A 21,921-nucleotide genomic window follows, 5' to 3' on the forward strand; every position below is an offset into this window, starting at 1 on the left:
GGGGCCCGCGATGAGGAGGCGACTGCGGTGAAGGCTGTGTGGCGAGGGACCGGGGACATCCGCTGGGACGAGGTGCCCGGCCCGGAGAACCCGGAACCGGGCGACGCGATCGTGCGCGGCAACGCGATCGGGACTCGCGAGACCTCCGACCGGCGTGACGAAGTCCGGCCGACGACCGTCCTGGACGCCGCATGAGCGGCACGGTCGCGGACGCGCTGGTCGAACGGTTGCGCACGTGGAACGTGCCCAGGGTGTTCGGATACGCGGGCGACGGCATCGACCCGATCCTGGCCGCCCTGCACCGGGCCGGCGGCGATCCGGAGTTCGTGCCGACCCGGCACGAGGAGATGGCCGCCTTCATGGCCTGCGGGCACGCCAAGTACACCGGTGAGGTCGGCGTGTGCCTGGCCACCCAGGGACCGGGCGCGATCCACCTGCTCAACGGTCTGTACGACGCCAAGCTCGACCGCCGCCCGGTGGTGGCGATCGTGGGCCAGGTCGTGTCGACCGCGCTGGGCACCGGCTACCTCCAGGAAGTCGACCTGCACTCGCTGTTCAAGGACGTCTGCGGGCAATACCTCCAGACGGTGTTCGCACCGGAGCAACTGCCCGTGCTGCTGGACAACGCCATGCGCACCGCCATCTCCGAGCGGGTGCCCACGTGCCTGATCGTGCCGCACGACGTGCAGCGCGCCGACGCCGTGGAAGACCTGCCGCACACGCACGGCGTCGTGCCGTCCTCGGCGGTCACCGCCCGGCCGCGCGTCATCCCGCGCGAGGACGACCTGCGCCGTGCCGCCGAGGTGCTCAACGCCGGGCGCAGGCCGGCGGTGCTCATCGGACGCGGTGCGGCCGGCGCCGAGCGCGAGGTCGCCCAGGTCGTCGAGGCGTTGGGGGCGGGCGCCACCGCGTCGTTGGTGGGCAAGCCGGTGATCCCCGAGGACGCGCCGTGGCACACCGGCGTCATGGGCCACCTGGGCACCACCGCCTCCGCCGAGCTGATGGCGGAGTGCGACACACTGCTGATCGTCGGCTCCAACGACCCGTGGACCGAGTTCTACCCGAAACCCGGCCAAGCGCGCGCCGTGCAGATCGACATCGAAGCCCGCGTCGTGGGCAGCAAGTACCCGGTCGAGGCCGCGCTCGTCGGTGACGCCCGCGAGACGCTGCGGATCCTGCGGCCCCTGCTGCGGCGCAACCCCGACCGCAGGTGGGAACAGCGGGTGTTCACCAGCGTGGCCCGGTGGCGTGCCGTGGCCGGGCAACGCGCCGGTGCGTCCGCCGACCCGCTGAACCCCGAGTCGGTGGTGCACGAACTCTCGGGCGCGCTGCCGACGGACGTGCAGGTCGCCGTGGACGTCGGTTCGGCGACCTACTGGTACGCCCGCCACTTGGCGCTGCCGGTCGGCGCGCCCGCCCACACGTCCAGCTACCTGGCGTCCATGGGCTGTGCCCTGCCGTACGGGTTGGCTGCCAAGCTGCACGCCCCCGACCGGCCCGTCGTCGCTCTCGTGGGCGACGGCGCGATGCAGATGAACGGCCTGCTGGAGCTGATCACCGTCGCCGACCGGTGGCGGCAGTGGGCCGACCCCAGGTTCGTCGTGCTGGTGCTGCACAACCGCGACCTCAACGAGGTCACCTGGGAACAACGGGAGATGGAGGGCGACCCCCGCTTCCCCACCTCACAGCGCGTGCCCGACTTCCCCTACGCCGCCTACGCCGAGCTGCTCGGCCTGCGCGGTATCCGCGTCGACTCACCGGATCAGGTGGCCAAGGCGTGGCGCGAGGCGTTCGACGCCGACCGCCCGGTGGTCGTGGAGGCCGTCGTGGACCCGGCGGTTCCGCTGCTGGCCCCGCACCTGCCGGACGAGAAGGTGGAGATGATCCACAAAGGACTCGACCAGGAACCCGACGGTGACGCGGAACGGGAACACCTGCGGCGCCAGCGCGCGGCCGAGGGGCATGGGCAGTGATCCGTCCGGTCCGGTCCCGTCCGGGTGACCCGAACCCCCGGTTCGTCAGCGGCCCAGCGGGTAGCCGAAATGGGACCACGACGGAGAGGAAGGGGTGATCGGGTTGACCACGACGACGATGCCGATGATGGAGACCTACCCGGCGGAGATCAACCTGGACCGCGGCAAGCTCGCCGCGACGATCGACGCGCTGATCGCGTGCGCGGAGGCGTGCACGGCGTGCGCGGATGCGTGTCTGAGCGAGAACTCGGTGGCGGAGCTGACGAAGTGCGTGCGGACGAACATGGACTGCGCCGACATCTGCGGCACGACCGCGCGGGTGCTGTCGCGGCACACCGGCTACGACGCCGACATCAGCCGGTCGCTGCTGGAGGCGTGCGCGACGGTGTGCAGGTCCTGTGGTGACGAGTGCGGTTCGCACGCGGAGATGCACGAGCACTGCCGCATCTGCGCCGAGGCGTGCCGGGCCTGCGAGCGGGCGTGCCGCGACCTGCTCGCCACCATCGACTGACAGGGCCCGCGACACGTCCGCCCGCGCCGAACGGTGACCCACCCCGGACTGACGGAGGGAAGGCTGGGTCACGACTGCTGTTGTTCGGCCATCCTGCTGGCGGCGTGCGGATCGCTGTAGTCCATTGGCGGGTCGACCTGCTGGAAGTCCCCGGTCAGCACGATCGACATCAAGAAGCCCGACGCCGCGTACAGCGGTGTCTTGGAAACACGGGCCATCTGGGGGTCTATCCAGTAGACGGTCTTCTTGTGGTTGACACCGACCACCACGTGACCCGCCACATCGCCCTGGTCGTTCGGTGGCTTGACGGGTCGGAACGAGACGACGGCGATCGCGCCGTGTTGCGCATCTTTGAGCTTCGCCCCGGTGTCGGCCCACGAGGAGGTGCTCCACCCCGCTCCCAACCAGTTCTTGATGCGCTCGGGACCGTTCGCTTCGATCCCCTCGGAGTCGCTCAGGGCGGTGGCGGGCGTCGGCCGGCCGTGCCACGAGGACAGGAACGCCCGAGCGGCGTCGACGCAGTTGCGCCGGAACTCCGGGCTGTCTTCCCGGTTGCTGTTGAGGGCCCGCACCCAGTCCGCCGGTCGTAGACGGCCGATCAGGAACGCCTTGTCCACCGGCCGGGGGAACTGCTTGAACGCACCGCCCTTCTTGGGGAACTGGTGCTCCAACGCGTCCTGCGACGCCTGGGGCACCTCGGCCAGTCCCGCCTCCGCGCGGACCGCCGGCAGGCTGTCGAGGACCTGGTCGCGGTCGTGCACCCGCTGGACCGCGACGGCGGGGGACGTGGGGGTGCGCCGTCGGGTCAGCAGACGTGCCACAGCGGTATTGCCCACGGTTCGTTGGAGCGCCAGCACCGCCTCGGGCGCCGGCAGGCCGGGGGAGTGCCCTCGCCTGTCGGACACCGGCTCCGAACGGACTTGGGTGGGCACACGACGCGGCGCGTCGTCTCGTTCAGTGTCGTGCATCGAGTCCTCCTCGCTTTCCCCCAAGCCTCTCGGGCGTGCCCGGCCCGCCGGGATGACCGCGAGGGCACACCGAGGGCACACCACCGGGCGCGGCTGTGGGTCGTCCGGCCCAGTGCACGCAGCCCGGACGAGTGGGACTCCGGCATCCGGCGCAGGAGGCTGCATCCGTTGGCTGCCAACGCTTTGCCGGCGGCCGAACGGATCAGGTCCGGCCGCGCAGCCGGGACCAGGCCAGCACCACGTGCACGCGGTCGGGGACGCCGAGCTTGCCGAGGATGTTGGAGACGTGGACCTTCACCGTGTAGCGGCTGATGGTCAGGCGTCGGGCGATCTCGTCGTTGGCCAGGCCTTGGGCGAGGAGTTCGAAGACCTCGCGTTCCCGGCGCGAGAGACTCCCGATCGCCTGCGACAGCCGTTGGTCCTCGGTGGTCGGCATGGCCGGGCGGAACGCGTCGATCATGCGGGCGGTGGCTTCGGGCGCGAGCACGGCCTGACCGGAGGCGACGACGCGGATGCCGTCGCGGAGCCGTTCGCTGGGTGCGTCCTTGAGCAGGAAGCCGCTGGCGCCGGCCTGGAGGGCGGCGTAGACGTAGCTGTCGAGGTCGTAGGTGGTCAGGATGAGGACCCTGGCGCGACCGGCTATCCGCCGGGTGGCCTCGATGCCGTCCAGCACGGGCATCCGGATGTCCATCAGCACGACGTCCGGGGCGTGCCGGTCGACCGCCGTCACGGCTTCCCGGCCGTTGGCCGCGACGCCGACCACGGACAGGTCCGGCGCCGCGTCGATGATCCTGGCCAGGGCTTCCCGGAGGAGCTGTTCGTCGTCGCAGACCACTACCCGGAGCACGTCACGGACCTCGCCGGCAGGACGGCGCGCACCTCGAACCCGCCGTCGGCCCGCGGCCCCGCGGTCAGCGTGCCGCCGACCAGGGAGACGCGTTCCCTCATCCCGATCAAACCCATGCCCGTCCCCGGATCCGGCGCTGCCACGGACTTCTCGTTGACCACGGCGACGGACAGCTGTTCCGCCGTGAACGAGAGGGACACGGTGGTCGCGACCGCCCCGGCGTGCTTGAGCACGTTGGTCAGGGCTTCCTGGACCACGCGGTACGCCGTGTGCTCGATGCTGACGTCCAGCGGGCCGGCGGTCCCGGAGCGGACCAGGTCGATCCGCGGGCCGGGGATGCTCTCGACCAACGCGTCGATCCGGTCCAGGCCGGGCGGCACGACCAACGGGTCGTGGTCGGCGGCCGACGCGTTCGTGCGCAGCACGCCGAGCAGCCGGCGCAGCTCCGCGAGGGAGTTGCGGCCGGTCTGCGCGACCCTCGTCAGCGCCTCCCGCGCCTCGTCGGGCGATCCGGTCTCCGCGGCGGCGGTCGCGTCGAGCACCATCGTGGTCACCGAGTGGTTCAGGATGTCGTGCAGCTCCCTCGCCAGCAGAGCGCGTTCGCGTTCCGCCGCCCGCTGCTCGGCCTCGGCGCGCTCCGCTTCGAGCTGGTCGATGCGGGTGCGCTGCCGGGCGCCGAGCCGTCCGTTCACCAGGAACCCCACGAACATCACCGCCACCGAGGAGATGCCGGCCAGCGCGAGACCGGGCGGTGAGCCGCCGCTGATGCTCAGCACCAGCCCGATCGTCAGCAGCGCCAGGCCGATCACCAGCCCGATCCGCTGCTGGAGGGGCTTCCCCCACGCGCCGAGGCTCCACGCCGCCACGAGGAACCCGACGAAGATCTCCGACTCGATCACGATCAGCAGCGTTTCCAGGCCGATCACGGCCAGCAGGACGGCCAGCGGGAAGCGGCGGCACCACGCGAGCGCGGCGGTCTGCGCCGCCGCCACCGCCAGCAGACCCCAGGTGTGGCGTTCGGCGGGCCCGTTCAGGATGGTCAGCAGGGCGACCATCAGCGGCAGCAGGGTCAGCAGGCCGTCGCTCAGCCGTTCCAGGTGAGCACGGCCCGCCTGCGGGCGCGCAGCCACCCGCGCGCCAGCAGCAGCGCCGCCACCGCCCAGGGCGCCATGCCGACCAGCCAGCTCACCGCCATCGGCGGTCCGGGCGCCGGCCCCACCGGGACCGGCAGCGTGCCGGTCGTGACCCCGCCCGCGCCGTGCACGGTGAACTCGAAGCGCCACGGGCCCTCCTCGGGTAGTGCCACGACGTCCAGCCCCCACGCGTGCCTCGCCAGCGGGTGCCGTTGCAGTTCCATGTCGGCCTCGCCGTCGAGTCCGACGATGCCCAGGGCCTTCGGTTCCCCGGACGGCGTGATGGCCCGCACGGTGCCGGTGCGCCCCTCGATCCCACCGTCCGGCTCGAACGTGAAGTCTAGCGACCGCCCGGCTTTGACGGGCCAGTCCGTGAAGGACGCGGTCAACGTGCCGTTCCCCAGCGGAACGCGCTCGCTGTGCACGATCGTCAGCGGCTCCGCCTGCGCGGACGCGACGGGCGCGGTCAACACCACCAGCGAGGCGGCGACGCCGGTCACGAGTCGGGTCCTCATGCCGCCACCGCCGCCCGCGGGCCGAGCCGCCGCATCAGGGCCGCGCACTGCCAGCCGAACCGGCCGGCGAGTGCCCCGAGCGCCGTGGTCACCACGATGCTCAGCACGGGGTTCGGACCGGCGTTTTCGAGGAAGATCCGGTACAGCGCGGCCACCAGGCCGACGAACGCGCCCAACGCCGCCATCGTGGCGCCGGGCGGCAGGTCCCGGCGTCGGGCGAACCGCACCGAGCCCGCCGCGACCAGCGCGATGACCGGGAAGACGACCGGCATGGCCAGGGCGACCAGTGGCACGCCCAGCGCGTTGTCCCGGATCGGTTGGCCGATGCTGCCCGCGTACAGCTCGGTGGCCAGCGGCGGGAAGAAGAAGCTGGCCGCCTGGACGGCGATGAACAGCAGCCCGAGGGCGAGCACCCACCGGACCGCGCGGGTGATCCCGGTGATGGCGCACAGCGTCCACGCCGACACCGCAGCGACCGCGAGGACACTGAGTTTCACGCCGAAGACGGAGCCGTCGAGCAGGATCGCCGAGGAGGCGACGCTGAACGCCCCGGCCGCGACGAGGCCCCATCGACCGGACGTCGTCCCGCGCAGGGCCGCGAACGCCATGATCACGCCGATCGACTGCACGTGCATGGCGAGCTGGAGGCTGAGGTGCGACGGCGTGCTCTCGAGGATGTCGAACCCGTAGATGGTGTGCCACCACAGGTCGGCCGCCCCGTAGACCAGGTGGCCGGCCGCGCCGAGACCGGCGACCAGGAAGGCCATCGGCGCCCGGAGCCCCAACACCTCCACCGCCGGGCCCGCGGCGGCCTGGCGGCTGTTCAGCACGACGACCAGGCTGGTCAGGCCGATCAGCGCCGTCCCGAAGTAGAACATCAGGTGTGGCGCGGTGAAGAACGTGTCCGGACCGACGTCGACGTGCCACTGGCCGTCCCACGCCACGCCGAGCCACAGCGAGCTGAATCCGGTCAGCAGCAGCCAGGCGCCGACCACTTGTCGCCTCGGTGTCATCGGAACTCCTATTTCACGGTGATCTCGAATGTGACGACCCGGCCGTCGGCCCGGACCGCCAGCTCCCACAGGCCGGCCATGGAGAACAACTCGCCGGTTGCCCGGAACAGGCCCGGTTTCTCCTGGGTGGCCGCGATTTCGGGCGTCAGGTGCCCCATCCGCGGCATCGTGGCGTACAGCGACACCGTCTGGGCCGGGACCTCGACCTGGGCGTTGACGCTCCCGGTGCCCGCCTTGTCGAGCTGGACGGCGACACCCGAGCGGTCGAGCCTGACGGGTTCCGCGCCGGGCGACGTCGCGAGCAGCAGCACGGTGACGACCGCTACCGCCACCGCCACGGCGACCAGCCAGAGAGCGGGTCGTTTCACGGCGTGACCTCGATCAGGTGGGGGACCGTCACGATCCGGAAGTCCTCGGCGTACTGGACCCACCCGAAGTACCGGCCCGGTCTGGGGAAGCTGACGGTGAAGCGCAGTTCGGGTCCGTGCACGGCGACCGTTCCGTCCGATGTGGACGTCATGGCGCTCTGCTCGTGGGCATGGCCCAGGAACGTGCCGTCACGGTCACGGGTGATCAGGTGGCCGGGCATGCCGAGCCACGACTGGAGGCCGGTGCTACCGGTGTCGACCTGGACCGTGACCGGGCGGCCGGCGGGGAACGTCCAGGCGGCGGGGTGCGCCGCTTCGGGCGGAACGGGCCCGCTGACGTCGAACCGCCCGGAGACGAGCTGCCCGCCCGCGTCGGTCCGCTCGAACTCGGCGTGTGCCAGGTACCGGCCCGCGCGGTCCGCCGTCAACCGGGCTTCGAGGCGCCCTCTGTCCGTCCTGAGTGGATGGACGTGCCGGAAGAACCCGCCGTCCTGGCTGGTGACCACCAGATGGGTCAGCGCCGCGTGGTGCACCGCGAGGTCGTCGGCCGGTTGACCGGTCGCGCCGTCGACGAGGTCGAACCGCACCGTGAACTCCTCGCCGACGGCAGGTCGATCCGGAGTGACGGTCAGGAACGCCTGGGCGTTGGGACGACCCGGGTCGCGCTGACGATCGCCGAGGTGCGGCGACACCACGGCGACGGTGGCCGCGATGATCAGGGCGACCACTCCGACGCCACCCAGTGCGACCGCGGTCGGACGCCGTGACCTCGCACCCGCGGCGATCGCAGCCGCGAGCAGCAGTCCGGTCGTCCCGAAACCGCCGTACACCACGAGCTCCCACGTCGCCGGCCGTGGGGCCTGCACCCGGAACGGCAGCACCGAGATCTCGGCGGAGGTTTCGAGCCGCAATTCGTGCGGTCCGCCGTCCCGGACGTGGAGCACCGCCGGGTAGGTGCCCGGGCGGTCGCGCTGGAACCGGACCGTGCCGACACTCCCGTCCACGGCGAGGTCGATCGTCAGGTCGTGGACCGGTTGGTGCGCGATGAGATCGACGTACAGCGGTCCGGGCACTTCCGGCGTTCCCCTGATCACGACCGTCACCTCGGAGCCCGCGATGGTCTGCGCCAGTTGGAGATCCGCGCCGGCGGCGACCACGTGCGCCGACGCCGGTGTCGCCACGACGAGCAGCACCACCGAAATGCCGAGCACCAGACGAATGAACACCTGACCGAGGCTAGGAAAGCGCGCCCGTCACCGCATACGGCGCGAGTAGCGACTCGACTAGTGCCCGGGAACTAATTCCGACCGGACGGGCCACACCGACCCATCCCGGAACGCGTCCGGGCCGAGGCGGCGGTGCCGGCCGAGCGGAGCCGGGCCGACACCGCCGACCCAGCCGCAGGACGGTGACCTTCGGGCTCGCCGAAGCCGGCCGACCGGAGTACCTGACCGAAGCCACCATCGTCGCCGCCGGCGCCGAACCGCACGCCGACTTCGATCACCGACCGCCTACAGCGCGAGCATCGCCGCGGCGACCTCGTCGGCGGCCGTGTCGGGGATCGCGGTCGCGGCCCGTTCGAGCACGAGCAGCCGCGCACCGGGGATCTCGCGGGCGAGCGCCTCGCCGTTGCCGACCGGGAAGAACCGGTCGCGTCGACCGTGCACCACAAGCGTCGGTATGGAGATTTCGGGCAGACGTTCCCGCCAGCGCGGCGTGCAGTCGAGCTTGGAGAACACCATGCCCAGCTGGTTCGCCATGTGGATCGCGGGGTCCGTGCCCGGTGTGCGGTCGAAGATGCGCTCGGCGGTCGCACGTGCGGCGGCCGGGTCGTCGCCGAGGATCTCGGCACCGGCGGCGGCGTACTCCGCCACGGCGGCGCGGTCGGTCCAGTCGGGCATCGGGTGCGCGAACCGCCGTTTCATCGTCGCCGCGTCGTGGTCGGGCAGGTCGGCGTCGACCGGACCCGGTGCGACGGGCCGCGTCCCGGCGAGGGTGAGTGCCGAGAACGCGTCCGGGTGGTCGAGCGCGGCGACCTGGGCGACCATCCCGCCGACGCCGATCCCCGCCAGGTGCGCGGGGCGGTCGTCGAGTCCGCGGGCCAGCGCGGCGGCGTCGGCGGCGAGGTCGCGCAGCGTGTACGCCGGTGCCCCGGGGTCGACGGTCGTCGACGCGCCGGAGTCGCGCAGGTCGTAGCGCACGACGTGACGCCCACCGCGAGCGAGGGCCTCGCAGAGCGCGTCGGGCCAGGAGAGCATGGTCGTGCTGCCCGCGAGCAGCACGAGCGGCGCCGCCGCATCGCCGAAGTGCTCGACTCCGAGCGTGACACCGTCGGGCGTGCGGAATGAGTGGACCGTCGAATGCACCGGCAACCTCCGTGGCAACTATGGGACTGCGGCCCACGCTACGCGCGAACCGCCGCCCGCAGCCTCGACACCAACACCAACACTGACTCCCGTGTCCGGCCACGGGTCACGACGCCGACGTTCCTTGGTACGGCTCCGGCCCGGACGACGCGTCGGCCGGCCGGATCGCAGGTCTCGCCACCGGTCAGGAGCTACCTTCCCTCCTGGCCGACGCCGCGCCCGGCGTCGGCCCCACGACCGTCCACAACCCGGGTAGCCCTCGTGCGCCGGGTTCTTTCTCCTTGGAACGGCTGAAGAAGTCGGAAAGCAGCTCGTCGACGACCATCGCGGTCACCGCCGCGAGGATCACGACCGGTACTTGGCCGGCTGCGGCGTCGCCCAGCAGGAGCACGACGAGCACGACGCTCGTGACGGGCAGGCGAGTCACCGCGGCACCGGCCGCCATGCCGATGGCCAGGCCGGGAACCGTTCCGATGCCTGGCACCAGGGAACTCGCCAGCACGCCGAAGGCCGCGCCGATGAAGATGGCGGGGAACACCGGGCCGCCGCGGAACGCTCCCAGGCACACGGCGTAGGCGAGGCCTTTGCACAGCAACAACGTCACGAGTGCTCCCGTCGACCACTGGCCGGGTTGGGTGGCGAGCGTCGGGAGCAGGCCTTGCCCGGACAGCGCGACCTCCGCCGGCGAGCGACCGGTGAGCACGGCGTAGAGGGCGGCACTGGATCCGGCGACCAGGCCCGCCGCGACCGTGATCACCATGGTCCGGGAGGTCGCCAGGCGGGCCGTCCGCCGCCCGATGGCGAAGATGCCCCACGTCGCCACGGCCACCACTGCCGCGACGGGGAAAGTCCACACCACGTCGGCGATGTCGAGCCGGGCGGGTTCGAGGTGGGGGATGGCCAACGCGTCGACGTCGAGGCCGGTCCACCTGCCGAGCCCGGTGAACACCAGCGCGCCCACACCGCTGGACACGAGACACGGGAGGACGAGCAGCATCGTCCGGCGCCGGCCGAGGCCGACCACCTCCAGGTACATGATGACGGCGACGAGCGGGTTGCCGAAGACGGCGGAGACCGCGGCTGCCGATCCCGAAGCGGCGACCAGGGCGGCCGTCCGCGCGTCACCGGGCACCTTCGCCGCGTTCGCCGCGAGCAGTGCCAAACCGCTGCCCATCGCGAACAACGGCGCCTCGGGGCCGATCACGGCACCCAGCACCCAACCCGTGGTCGCGGCGAGGACGATACCGGGAACGTGGCCGGGTGTGGTCGGACTCGCGTCGAAGCCCATGGCCGGTACGTGGCCTCCCCTGCCGGGGAGGTGCTTCACCGCCAGCGCGACGAGCACTCCCGCCGACCCGATGGTGGCGATCGGCCACCACGTCGGGAGTTCCTCGAAGCCCAGACTCGCCGGAAGCGTCTCCCAGACGACGTGCTCGAGCCAGTGCACCGCGGCCAGGAAACCGAACACCAGCAAGGACAACGGGATCCCGACGAGCGCCGCGACGAGCATCAGGGCCGGATAGCCCCGACTGCGCAGCTCTACGTCGCTGTCGGCAGCGGGTGCTTCGTCGGCGGCGTCGTTCGACGGGCCGGCGCTCACGTTCCGGAACCCCCGGGTTCGAGGACGGCGGGTTCAGCCTCGAAGCCGAATGGCGGGGCATCGGTCGTCGGCCGGTCGCTCATGGTGGACTCCTGTCGGCGAGAGTGGCCGGGCAACGTCCACGATCGCCCTTCCACCGTCGTCCGTTCATCGCCCGCAGGTGATGAGATGTGCTCGCCTGCAGTCCTGATGTCGCCCGTCCGTGCCCGGCTCCAGGAGGCCTGATCATCCGAAGTGCGGCGAAGCCGCAGCGGGCGAGGCGCACCGGATCCAACGCCTCGCGCCGATTTCCGGTGACATGACGAACACCCGATCAGGTCGGCGATCTTCGGTTGTGGACGTCCGAAGCACGTCCGAGATCCGGTTGCGGACAGCCGTGCCGCAGCCCCTCCTTCGGGTGAGTCTGCCGAATTCATCCGGACCGGTTGACGGCAATCGCGGTGGCCGGGCGGAAGACTGGGCGGTGCAGAGAGGCGGTGCGCAATGGACGCCGAGCAGTCGCTGTCACCTTCGACCGGCCGCCGAGCCCTGGCCGCGGGTGCGCTGTCGGCCTTCGCCGGTGCCGTCGCAGTCGTCGCGACGGCACTCGTGCGGCATCCGGTCGCGCTGCCGGTCGCGTTGGTCCTGCTCTTCGTGGCGGTCGCGGCGGCGTGGTCGGCGCTGGTGCACCGCAGCTCCACGCGAGTGCTCGCGTCGGTGACGGCCGTAGCGGCGTTGGCCGGGATCGTCCTGTTGCTCGGCCTCAGGTCGTTCGTGGTGATCGCGGTCGTGCTCGGACTCGTCGTCGTGTCGAGCGCCGCGGCACGGGCGGCGATCGGGCGTGATCTGGCCCCGACACCCCGCAGCCGCGCGGTTCCCCCCGCCCGGCACGGCGTCCTGCTGATGAATCCACGGTCCGGCGGCGGGAAAGTGGTGCGTTTCGGCCTTGAGGACAAGGCGCGGCGCGTCGGCGTCACCCCGGTCGTGCTCCGCCCTGGCGACGACCTCCGTGCGCTCGCCGAACAGGCGGTGGCGGCCGGCGCCGACGTGCTCGGCATGGCGGGCGGGGACGGTTCCCAGGCGCTGGTCGCCGACGTGGCACGCCGGCACGACGTCGCGTTCGTGTGCGTGCCGGCGGGTACGCGCAACCACTTCGCGCTCGACCTCGGCCTCGATCGCGACGACGTCGCGGCCGCGCTGGACGCGTTCGGTGACGCGGTGGAGCGGCGGGTCGACCTGGCGCAGCTCGGCGACCGCGTGTTCGTCAACAACGTCTCGCTCGGCGTCTACGCGACGGTGGTGCAGTCCGAGGACTACCGCGACGCCAAGCTCGCGACCACCGCGCAGCAGCTGCCCGACCTGCTCGGCCCCGGAGCCGAACGCGTCGACCTCCGGTTCGCCGGGCCCGACGGCTCGGCCGCGGGTCCGGCGGACGTCGTGCTGGTCTCCAACGGCGTGTACCGGTTCACGAGCCTGAACGGCTTCGGCACCAGGGAACGGCTGGACGCCGGCGTCCTCGGTGTGGTCACCGTGGCGGTGGACCGCGCGTCGGACGTGCCGACCCTGATCGCCGCGGAGGTGGCCGGTCGGATCAGCGGGTTCCGCGGTTATCAGGAGTGGACGGCGCCGCAGCTCGAAATCGACTCCGGGCAGCCGCTGGTCGACGTCGGGGTCGACGGCGAAGCTCTCCGCTTCCCCCCGCCGCTGCGGTTCCGCTCACTGCCCGGCGCGCTGCGGGTCCGCACCCCGGTCGACGCACCCGGCACCACACCCGCCGCGCTCACGCCCGCCAGGGCGGGGAACGTGATCAAGGCCCTGTTCCACGTCCTCGCCGGTCGTCCGGCGCGCGGGCGCACCACCCCTGGAGGGTGAGCGCACGGGTTCGCGATGGAGAGCGCCTGCGCGGACAGATCCATCGGCGGGCACGACGTCGGTCGCGGTAGTGGGCGCCCGCCTCCGACGCCCACCGACCCGACTCGGTGTGTTCGCCATCACACCTCTTTACCGATTGTCGGCAATCGACAGTCGGCATACGGTCGATGCACCCCCAGGTGAGGAGCGCGACGTGGACAAGGTGCGAGTGGCCGTGGTCGGGGCGGGCAGGTGGGCTCAGCGGGCCCACCTGCCGGGGTGGTCGCGTGACCCGAGGGCCGAGGTGGTCGCGTTGGTCGACACCGACCCGGGGGTGCTGGGCGAGGCCGCGGCGCGGTTCGGGGTCCGGCGGGCCGTGCGGGACTACCGCGAGGTGCTCGACGACCCCACGATCGACGTGGTCGATGTCGCTACGGCCAACACGGCGCACTTCGAGGTGTCGGCGGCGGCGATCGAGGCCGGCAAGCACGTGCTGTGCGAGAAGCCCGTGCACCGCGACTACCGGCAGACCAGGGCGCTGGCCGAGGCGGCCGGGTCCAAGGGGCTCAGGACCAAGCTCGGCTTCACGTTCCGGTACGCGCCGGCCGTGCTGTACGCCAAGAGCCTCATCGACGCGGGGTTCATCGGCACGCCCTACGTGTTCAACGGGTTCGAGCAGAACAGCCAGTGGATCGACCCCGCCACCCCGATGCGTCAGGTCGACCCCGACGCCGATCCGGCCGTGATCGCGACCTCGTCAATCGAGGGCTACGGCGCGCCGATCATCGACATCATGCACTGGTGGGCCGGCGGACGGCTGACCTCCGTCGTCGGCACGATGCGCAACTTCGTGCCCGAGCGCGTGGTCCGTGCCACCGGGCGCCGCCAGCGGCTCAACATCGACGACGGCGACATGTGGATCTGCGAGTTCGACAACGACGTGCTCGCCTCCATCCAGTCCTCCTACGTCACGGTGGGCAACCTGCCGGGTGTCGAGGCCCGGCTCTACGGCTCGGAGGGCGCGCTGGTCGTGCGGCTGGTGGCGGAGTCCGGTCGGTGCCAGACGATCCGCACGGCCACCAAGGACGAGGCCGAATTCGTGGAACGGGACATCCCGGCGGAGTTCTTCCCGCCGGGCGGCTCGTCCACAGAGGACTGGGACTCCCTGTTCTACGCCAACCTCTGCGCCGACTTCACCACCGAGATCCTCGGCGGCGGCGAGGCCGGCCACGGCGACTTCGCCCAGGGCGCGCTGGTGCAGGAGACGATCAACGCGTTCGAGGAGTCGTTCCGCCGTCGCGCCTGGGTCGACTTCCCGCTCGCGGGCGCGGCGTGAACCCGCACGGGTGGGGCGCGGTGGCCGACGACGCCACGGGCCGGGCGCTGGTGGAGGTGGCGCTGGACGCGGTCGACGGTCGGGCCGAGTACGCCGACGTGCGGCTGGTGGAAGCCGAGGAACTGCGCGTGTACCGGCAATCGGGCGCGGACGTGGACGAGCGCGTCGAGCACACCCTCGGCATCGGGGTCCGTGTGCTGGTCGACGGCGTGTGGGGGTTCGCCGCCCGCCCGCTGGCCGAGGGCGCCGACGCCGCCGAAGCCGCACATCGGGCGCACGCGCTCGCCGTGGCGGCGCGGGGTGCGTCCGAGCCGGTGCGCCTGCCCGACATCGACGTGCACAGCGGGCGCTACGAGACCGAGGTGGAGCACGACCCCTTCGCCACGACGCAGGACGTCCGGCACGCACTGCTCACCGATGCGCTGGACGCGGCGTCCGCACCGCGCCACGTGGTGTCCGCACAGGCGGGCGTCAACGCCAAGCGGCAGCACCGGCACTTCGGCAACTCGGTGGGATCCCGCCAGCACCAGCACTTCATGGAGTCCGGCGTGCTGGTGATGGTGACGGCCGCCGGGCACGGCGACGTGCAGCGGCGCAGCTACCCGAACTCGTTCCACGGCGACACGGGCGCGGCCGGGTGGGAGTTCGTCGTCGGCCGCGACCTGGTGGCCAACGCGGCACGGGTGGGGGAGGAGGCGGTGGCGCTGCTCACCGCGCCCGTCGCGCCGTCGGGCACCGCCGACGTGGTGCTCGGCGGCCAACAGATGTCCCTGCAGATCCACGAGTCCGCCGGGCACGCGCTGGAACTCGACCGGATGATCGGCGACGAGGCCAACTTCGCGGGCACCTCGTTCATCGGGGTGCACGACATCGGCTCGCTGCGCTACGGCTCACCCGCCGTCACCATCACCAGCGACCCGACCCTGCCCGGCACCCGCGGCAGCTTCGCGTTCGACGACGAGGGCACGCCCGCGCGCCGCCGCACGCTCGTCGACCGCGGGATCGTGCGCGACACCCTGTCCACGCTGGACTCCTCGGCCCGCACGGGCGCGGCCCTCACCGGGGCGGCGCGTTCGGACGGCTGGGCCTACACGCCGGTCTGCTTCGCCACCCACGTCTACCTCGAACCCGGCCGGGTCAGCCTCGACGAGCTGTGCGACCGCCTCGGCGAGGGCATCTACGCCGAGGACAACCGGTCGTGGTCCATCGACGAGCAGCGGCTCAACTTCCAGTTCGGCACCGAGGTCGCCTACGAAGTGCGCGGGGGGAAGAGGGGACGGCTGCTGAAGAACTTCTCCTACGGCGGGATCACGCCGCAGTTCTGGGGTTCGGTCGAGGCGGTGGCCGACGACCTGCGGATCTTCGGCTACCCGTGCGGCAAGGGCGAGCCCAAGCAGTGGAGCTTCCTCAGCCACGGCGCGCCGTCCACGCTCGTGCGCGGCGTCCGGATCGGGGTGGCGTGATGGACTTCGCCGCACCCGTCGACATCGGCCGCGCCACCGGGTTGCTGGCCGACGCCGTCCGCGCCGCCGACGCCGACCACGTCGACGCCACGCTGCTGGCCCGTGCCGGCGAGTACACCCGGTTCGCGGGTGAGCGCGTCCACCAGCCGCAGGACATCACCGAACAGCAGGTCGTCGTGCGGGCCGTCGTGGACGGGCACGCCGCGCGGGTCGCGACCAGCGCGCTGGACCGGGTCGCCGACGCGGTCCGCCGGGCCACCGCGATCGCCTCCGGCCTCGCCCGCACCGCCTCGGCGCCCGGCTCGGCGTGGACGCCGCAGCACCGCGACACCGACGACCACGTCCTGTGGCACGACGACACCGCCGCGTTCGACGCCCCGGCACGGGTCGCGATCGCCGCCGAGGCGATGACCCGGGCGCGCCGGGCCGGCACCACCGCGGCGGGCATGGTCGGCCGGGCGGTGACCCAGCTCGCGGTCGCGTCCAGCACCGGTGCGCTGCGGCACGTGGTGGCGACCGAGGCCACCGGCAGCCTCACGGTGGGCGACCGGGACGGCTCGGCGCACTGGGCGAACCTGCACCGGTCGCGCGACGCGCTGGGCTTGGACGCCGCGAGCGTGGCGGACACGGTCGCCCGCGCCGTGCGGACCCGCGGCCGGCAACCGCTGCCCGACGGCTCCTACACCGTCGTGCTCGGCCCCGAGGCCACCTGCGAGCTGCTCGGGTTCCTGGGTGTGCTCGGCTTCGACGGCGGGCCGGCGCAGGCGGGCGTCGGCGTGACGAGCAGACCGGGACAGCGGGTGGCCTCCGAACTGGTCACCGTCGCCGACGACGCCTCGCACCCGTTCGGGCTGCCCATCCCGTTCGACGTGCTGGGCACGACCAAGGCCGTGGTGCCGCTGCTGACCGCCGGACTCGTCGGCGGGCCCGTCACCGACCGCACGGGCCACACCCACGTGGCGCGCGAGGCCGTGCCGTCACCCGTCGCGGCCAACGTGGTGATGACGCCCGGTGCGCAGGGCGACCTCGTGGCAGGCGTGGAGAACGGCCTCTACATCGAGCGGTTCTGGTACACCCGGCTGGTCGACCGGCAGGCGGGCACGATCACCGGCGTCAGCCGGGACGCCTGCTTCCGCATCGTGGACGGCGAACCGGCCGACCCCGTGCGGGGGGCCCGGTTCACCCAATCCGTGTTCGACCTGCTGGCCACTGTGGACGGTGTCGGCGACGTGCTGCGCGCCCAGCCGATCATGAACGTGTGGAACGGGTCGGTCACCGCGCCGGCGATCCGCGCGCACGGCTTCCGGTTCGGTCCCCGGTGACCCCGCGCACCAACGCCCACCGGCTGTTGACCCAGGTGCTGGCGGGCGAGGTCTGCCCGCCCCGCGGCGACCGGTTCGGCTACCGGGTCGACGGCGAGGGCCGGGCGTTCCTGCTGCCCGGCATGGGCGGGGTCACCCTCGGCGTGCGCGTCGGCGACCCGGCCACCGGCCACGCCGCCGACCACCTCGAACCGGGCCTGTCGGTGTGGCACCCCGACCCCGCGGCCGACCACGCCCTGCAGTTCCTGACGTGCGTGGGCAACGAGGTCACCGTGCTCGGCCCCCGTCGCCCGACCGGCCGGGTCCTGGGCCAGCACGCCTACGTGCTGGTCGACCTCGCCGACGCGGACGAGGTCGCGCCGGGCGACCGGGTGGCGATCCGGGCGCGCGGCCAGGGGCTGCGGCTGCTCGACCACCCCGACGTCGTGGTCAAGAACCTCGATCCCGAGCTGCTGCCGAACCTGCCCGTCGACACCGCCCCGGACGGCCGGCTGCGGGTGTCCGTCGCGGCCCGGATCCCCCGCTCGGCACCCGGCGCGGGCACCGGCATGGCCTCGGAGTTCGCCAACACCGACCTCATGGGCGTCACCGACGTGCGCATCGGCGACCTGGTGGCGCTGGAGGACCAGGACCACCGGTTCGGTCGCGGCCACCGCGCCGGGTACATGGCGATCGGCGCCATCAGCACCGGCGACTGCCTGCTGTTCGGCCACGGACCCGGCCCCACCACCCTGTTCACCGGGCCCGCCGCGGCATTCGACCTCGTCGACGACCCCACCGCCAACATCGGAGCCCGCTGGTGAGCACCCTGGTCCGGACCACCCTGCTCGGCGAGGTGGAGACCCCTCGGCTGGGCCCCGCGCCGTACCTGGTCGACCGCGACGGCGCGCCGTACCTGCCGACCGCGACCGGCGGCGTCGTGCTGGGCCTGCGACTGGGCGACGGCGTGTTCGACACCGACGCCGACCACGCGGCGCCCGGGGTCACCCTCGTGCACCCCGACCCGGCGGCCTGCCACGCGCTGACCGCGTTCGCGTGCCTGGGCAACGAAGCCGTCGTGCGCACCGGCGACGCGCGCGGCGCGACCGGCCGGGTGCTGGGCAAGCGCGAGGGCCGGGTGATCGCGGTGTTCCCGCAGGACGTGCTGGCCCAGATGCTGCCCGCCGACCAGGTCGCGATCCGCGCACACGGCCAGGGAGCCACCGCCGGGGGAGCCACCGCCGGGGGAGCCACCGCCGTCATGAACGTCGACCCCGCCGTGCTCGCGGCACTGGACGTGCGATCCGCGCGCGCCCGCGTGCCCTCCCACCTGGTGGGCAACGGGTTCGGTCGGCCCGCGCACCAGTGGGACCTCGACGTGCAGGTCGACCGGGTGGACGCGGCGCACTGGCGGCTGGGTGATCTGCTGTGCATCGACGACGTCGACGTCCGGCACAACGCCGGGCACCGGAAAGGGTGGCTGACCATGGCGGTGGTGGTCCACGCGGGGAGCCCGCTGCCCGGTCACGGCCCCGGCGCGATGCCGATCCTGTGCGGACCGGCGGAGGACTTCGACGTGCACGTGGACCCGACCGGCCACGTGGGAGTGACACCGGAACTGCTGGGGTGCCCTGATGCCTGACCTCGAACACCGCTCGCTGCCCGACAGCGTGCACCGCCTGCTGCGCAACCGGATCCTCAACAACGAACTGCCGGCGGGAACCCGGCTGGTGGAGATGTCGATCGCCGCGGAGCTGGGCGTCAGCCGCTCCACCGTCCGGCTCGCGCTCACCAGGCTGGCGGACGAGGGCCTGGTGGAGATCAGCCCGCGCCGGCACAGCACCGTGACGCGGCTGTCCCACGAGGACATCCAGGACGCCTGCTACGCCCGCTACGTGCTGGAGGAGGGCGCGGTGCGGGCGGTGCTGGCACACGGCACGGCCGACCTCGTGCACCCCCTCACCGAGCTGGTCGAGCGGATGGAGCACGCCGCCCGCGACCGGGACCTCGCGGCGGTGGTCGACCTCGACACGGCGTTCCACGGTCACCTGGTCGCCGCCGCGCGCAAACCCCGCCTCGCGAAGCTGTTCGCCGGCATGGACGCCCAGATGGGCGCGGTCATGCGGTCCTCGCTGGAGGAGCAGCACCTCGACCTGGCCGACATGCCCGCCATGCACCGGGACCTCGTCGACGCGCTGGCCGACGGCGACCCGTCCACCGTCGCGGACGCCCTGTACCGGCACTACCTGCGCGAGGACTACGTGTTGTAGCACCGGCGGCCACCGGACCGTCCGGACGAGGCGGCAACCGGTGCGGGTCGCGGTGGGTCGTCGCGGGCCGGAACCCGCATCGTGGCGCGTACCCGCCGAGTGGTCGCGGACCGGCCGGCGGGTGCGGCTGGCCGCCGGCCGGTCCGCCACGTCAGTAGCCCAGTTCGGGCCGGTAGCGGTTGCGCAGCGGCCTGCCGTCGAGCCATCGCCGCAGGTTGTCGCAGAAGATGTCGGTGATCAGGGCGTTCTCGTCGGTTGCCGTGGAGGCCGAGTGGGGCGACACGATCACGTTGGGCAGGTCCCACAGCGGCGAGTCGTCCGGCAGCGGTTCGACGGACGCCACGTCGAGCACCGCGCCGCGCAGCGCGCCGGATGCCAGTGCCGCGGTCATCGCCGCCTCGTCCACGACCTGGCCGCGCGCGATGTTCACCACCACGGCGTGCGGTTTGAGCGCGGCCAGTTCCGCCGCGCCCAGCAGGCCCTCGGTCTGCGGCGTCAACGGGCACGCCAGCACGACCGCGTCCACCCTCGGCAGCACCGAGGTGAGCTCGTCGAAGCCCACCACCTCGGCCACGCCGGGCGCGCCGGACGTGCCGCCCGGCCGCACCGCGCCGACGACCTCGACACCGAGCCCGGCCAGCACCGCGGCGGTGTGCCGCCCGACCGCCCCCAACCCGACCACCAGCACGCGCTGACCGGACAGCGTGCGGCTGGTGTAGCGGTTCCAACGGTGCTCGGCCTGCCACGCCTTGAGCTGCGGCACGTCCTTCACGAAGTGCAGCAGCCCGGTCAGCACGAACTCGGCCAGCGGCACCGCGTGCACCCCGGCGGCCGTGGTCACCGCGACCTCGGACAGGTCCAGCGGGAACCGGTCGGTGAGCCTGCCCAGGCCCGCGCTGGTGGCCTGGACCCACCGCAGCAACGGGAAGTTCTCGTTGACCTCGGCGGGCGCGCGCCGGTCGAAGTCGAACGCCACCTCGGCCGTGGAGGTGAGCGCGAACCACCGTCGCCGCTGCTCGTCGGTCAGTTCCGGCAGCACGCCCACGTGGTCGCCGGCGTAGCGCGGCACGGGCAGCAGCTCGGGCTCGTAGAGCACCTCGACCCGTGGGTCCACTGCCGCGATGCGCGCCACCAGTTCGGGTTCCAGCGGCGAGCAGATCACCACCCGGGTCACGAGGCCACCGCCTTCGCGGCGTGGTTGAGCGCGTCCACGACCCGGTCCAGCGCGGCGGACCACCCGGTCTCCTCGCGGGCGTAGCACACCCGGAACCGGCCGTGGCCCGACGGACCGAACTGGTAGCCGGGGCTGACGACCACCCCGGCCCGGCTCTGCAACACCTTCGCCACCTCCACGTCGTCCATCCCCAGCGCCGACACGTCCGGCCACAGGTAGGCGGTGCCCGGGCCGGGCCGCACGACCAGCCCGTCGACCCGGCGCAGCCGCTCGGCCGTCATCTCCCGCAGTGCCCGGAGTTCGCCGATGCGGGTGCGCACGAACTCCACGTCGTCGACCAGCCACCGCGTCAGCACGTGCTGGGAGTACGCCGGAGCGCGCAGGCACGAGATCGCCATGACCTGCTCGATGGCGTCCACCACCTCGGCGGGGCCTATTGCCACGCCGACCCGGTAGCCGCTGAGCGACTCCGTCTTCGACCCGCCGAGCAGGGTCACGGTCCGCTGCGCCATCCCCGGCTCCGCCGCGAGGTGCGTGTACGGCGTCTCGTCGTACACCAGCCGGCAGTACAGCTCGTCCACGACCACCAGCAGGTCGTGCCGCACGGCGAGCGCGGCCAGGCCGCGGACGGTCTCGGGCGTGTAGACGGTCCCGGTGGGGTTGTTCGGGTTCGAGGTGAGCAGGAGCGTGACGCCCTCGTTCACCACGGCCTCCTCCAGCGCGGTCAGGTCCAGCTGCGGACCGGCGGGGTCCTCGACCATGCCCACGCGCACCACGCGCGCGCCCAGGAACCGCAGCATCCGTTCCACGAACAGGTATTCGGGGTCGGCCAGCGCCACCACGTCCCCGGAGTCGACCAGGGCGCTCAGCGTGGCGAACAGGCCGCCCTGGGTGCCGGTGGTGATCACGATCTCGCGGTCCGGGTCGACGTCGACGCCCAGCAGGCCCGACACCGACCGCGCGCACGTCGCCCGCACCTCGGCGTTGCCCCGGTACCCGGTGTAGGCGAGTTCCCCGTCTTCCGCCGCGGCGGTGAACGCGGCCAACGCCCACGGCGGCGGCGGGAAGCGGACCGTGTCGAAGTGCGTGGTGTCCAGCAGGCCGTGCCCGGCGCCGTCCAACCGCAGTTCCAGGTCCGCCTCCCGCACGGACGTGCCCAGCGTGTCCGCCCGCTCCGGCAGGTGCGTGCGCAGCACCCGCCGCGATTCGACGGGGTGACGGCTTGCCGCCATGTCGGTGTCTCCTGTCGTCTG

Annotated in this window: 21 protein-coding genes; 10 read left to right on the top strand and 11 right to left on the bottom strand. The window is 72.7% G+C overall.

Annotated features, from left to right (window positions below; all coding sequences use genetic code 11):
* Positions 1–27 precede the first annotated feature (27 nt).
* The 3 genes from FHS29_RS18610 to FHS29_RS18620 all read left to right on the top strand — a co-directional run bounded on the left by FHS29_RS18610 (position 28) and on the right by FHS29_RS18620 (position 2,484).
* Positions 28–195, top strand: coding sequence for a hypothetical protein (locus FHS29_RS18610; RefSeq protein WP_184692405.1), 168 nt, complete (start codon positions 28–30; stop codon positions 193–195).
* The gene (locus FHS29_RS18615) at positions 192–1,973 is read left to right on the top strand and encodes a thiamine pyrophosphate-requiring protein (protein WP_184692016.1); all 1,782 of its coding nucleotides are present in this window, start codon (positions 192–194) and stop codon (positions 1,971–1,973) included. Before FHS29_RS18610 ends, FHS29_RS18615 begins: the two co-directional genes overlap by 4 nt.
* A 103-nt stretch (positions 1,974–2,076) precedes the next feature.
* Entirely contained in the window at positions 2,077–2,484 is a 408-nt protein-coding gene (locus FHS29_RS18620; protein WP_246440446.1) for a four-helix bundle copper-binding protein, read from the top strand.
* Between the two features lie 68 nt (positions 2,485–2,552).
* On the opposite strand, the gene FHS29_RS18625 is transcribed toward FHS29_RS18620, so the two are convergent.
* The 9 genes from FHS29_RS18625 to FHS29_RS18665 all read right to left on the bottom strand — a co-directional run bounded on the left by FHS29_RS18625 (position 2,553) and on the right by FHS29_RS18665 (position 11,294).
* Positions 2,553–3,389 (bottom strand): toxin glutamine deamidase domain-containing protein, encoded by an 837-nt coding sequence (locus tag FHS29_RS18625; protein ID WP_184692018.1) that lies wholly within the window; start codon positions 3,387–3,389, stop codon positions 2,553–2,555.
* Between the two features lie 265 nt (positions 3,390–3,654).
* Positions 3,655–4,299: a response regulator gene (locus FHS29_RS18630; RefSeq protein WP_184692020.1), complete on the bottom strand. Its 645-nt coding sequence runs from the start codon at positions 4,297–4,299 to the stop codon at positions 3,655–3,657.
* Positions 4,287–5,429 (bottom strand): sensor histidine kinase, encoded by a 1,143-nt coding sequence (locus FHS29_RS38160; protein WP_184692022.1) that lies wholly within the window; start codon positions 5,427–5,429, stop codon positions 4,287–4,289. Before FHS29_RS38160 ends, FHS29_RS18630 begins: the two co-directional genes overlap by 13 nt.
* A complete protein-coding gene (locus FHS29_RS18640) occupies positions 5,384–5,947 on the bottom strand; it encodes a hypothetical protein (protein ID WP_184692024.1) in 564 nt (187 codons plus the stop codon). Before FHS29_RS18640 ends, FHS29_RS38160 begins: the two co-directional genes overlap by 46 nt.
* The gene (locus tag FHS29_RS18645) at positions 5,944–6,960 is read right to left on the bottom strand and encodes a hypothetical protein (RefSeq protein ID WP_184692026.1); all 1,017 of its coding nucleotides are present in this window, start codon (positions 6,958–6,960) and stop codon (positions 5,944–5,946) included. Before FHS29_RS18645 ends, FHS29_RS18640 begins: the two co-directional genes overlap by 4 nt.
* Positions 6,961–6,968: 8 nt before the next feature.
* Positions 6,969–7,328, bottom strand: coding sequence for a FixH family protein (locus tag FHS29_RS18650; protein ID WP_184692028.1), 360 nt, complete (start codon positions 7,326–7,328; stop codon positions 6,969–6,971).
* Entirely contained in the window at positions 7,325–8,554 is a 1,230-nt protein-coding gene (locus FHS29_RS18655; RefSeq protein WP_184692030.1) for a DUF8832 domain-containing protein, read from the bottom strand. The genes FHS29_RS18650 and FHS29_RS18655 overlap by 4 nt, the downstream gene beginning before the upstream one ends.
* 285 nt (positions 8,555–8,839) lie before the next feature.
* Entirely contained in the window at positions 8,840–9,694 is an 855-nt protein-coding gene (locus tag FHS29_RS18660) for an alpha/beta fold hydrolase (RefSeq protein ID WP_184692032.1), read from the bottom strand.
* Between the two features lie 184 nt (positions 9,695–9,878).
* On the bottom strand, positions 9,879–11,294 hold the full coding sequence (locus FHS29_RS18665) for a chloride channel protein (RefSeq protein ID WP_184692033.1): 1,416 nt from the start codon (positions 11,292–11,294) through the stop codon (positions 9,879–9,881).
* A gap of 483 nt (positions 11,295–11,777) precedes the next feature.
* On the opposite strand from FHS29_RS18665, the gene FHS29_RS18670 reads away from it, so the two are divergent.
* From FHS29_RS18670 to FHS29_RS18700, 7 genes are all read left to right on the top strand, one after another.
* The gene (locus tag FHS29_RS18670) at positions 11,778–13,145 is read left to right on the top strand and encodes a diacylglycerol/lipid kinase family protein (RefSeq protein WP_184692035.1); all 1,368 of its coding nucleotides are present in this window, start codon (positions 11,778–11,780) and stop codon (positions 13,143–13,145) included.
* A gap of 193 nt (positions 13,146–13,338) precedes the next feature.
* A complete protein-coding gene (locus FHS29_RS18675; protein ID WP_184692037.1) occupies positions 13,339–14,460 on the top strand; it encodes a Gfo/Idh/MocA family protein in 1,122 nt (373 codons plus the stop codon).
* A complete protein-coding gene (locus FHS29_RS18680) occupies positions 14,457–15,923 on the top strand; it encodes a TldD/PmbA family protein (RefSeq protein ID WP_184692039.1) in 1,467 nt (488 codons plus the stop codon). The genes FHS29_RS18675 and FHS29_RS18680 overlap by 4 nt, the downstream gene beginning before the upstream one ends.
* Entirely contained in the window at positions 15,923–17,245 is a 1,323-nt protein-coding gene (locus FHS29_RS18685; protein ID WP_184692041.1) for a metallopeptidase TldD-related protein, read from the top strand. Before FHS29_RS18680 ends, FHS29_RS18685 begins: the two co-directional genes overlap by 1 nt.
* Entirely contained in the window at positions 17,242–18,048 is an 807-nt protein-coding gene (locus FHS29_RS18690) for a DUF4438 family protein (RefSeq protein WP_184692043.1), read from the top strand. The genes FHS29_RS18685 and FHS29_RS18690 overlap by 4 nt, the downstream gene beginning before the upstream one ends.
* Entirely contained in the window at positions 18,045–18,866 is an 822-nt protein-coding gene (locus FHS29_RS18695) for a DUF4438 family protein (protein WP_184692045.1), read from the top strand. The genes FHS29_RS18690 and FHS29_RS18695 overlap by 4 nt, the downstream gene beginning before the upstream one ends.
* Positions 18,859–19,494 (top strand): GntR family transcriptional regulator, encoded by a 636-nt coding sequence (locus tag FHS29_RS18700; protein WP_184692047.1) that lies wholly within the window; start codon positions 18,859–18,861, stop codon positions 19,492–19,494. Before FHS29_RS18695 ends, FHS29_RS18700 begins: the two co-directional genes overlap by 8 nt.
* Positions 19,495–19,645: 151 nt before the next feature.
* Here FHS29_RS18700 and FHS29_RS18705 read toward each other — a convergent pair whose 3' ends face one another.
* Both FHS29_RS18705 and FHS29_RS18710 read right to left on the bottom strand, forming a co-directional pair.
* Entirely contained in the window at positions 19,646–20,668 is a 1,023-nt protein-coding gene (locus tag FHS29_RS18705) for a D-2-hydroxyacid dehydrogenase (RefSeq protein WP_312864976.1), read from the bottom strand.
* The gene (locus tag FHS29_RS18710; RefSeq protein ID WP_184692049.1) at positions 20,665–21,900 is read right to left on the bottom strand and encodes a pyridoxal phosphate-dependent aminotransferase; all 1,236 of its coding nucleotides are present in this window, start codon (positions 21,898–21,900) and stop codon (positions 20,665–20,667) included. The genes FHS29_RS18705 and FHS29_RS18710 overlap by 4 nt, the downstream gene beginning before the upstream one ends.
* Positions 21,901–21,921 lie beyond the last annotated feature (21 nt).

The organism is Saccharothrix tamanrassetensis (genome assembly GCF_014203665.1).
In the GTDB taxonomy this organism is placed as follows: Bacteria; Actinomycetota; Actinomycetes; order Mycobacteriales; family Pseudonocardiaceae; genus Actinosynnema; species Actinosynnema tamanrassetense.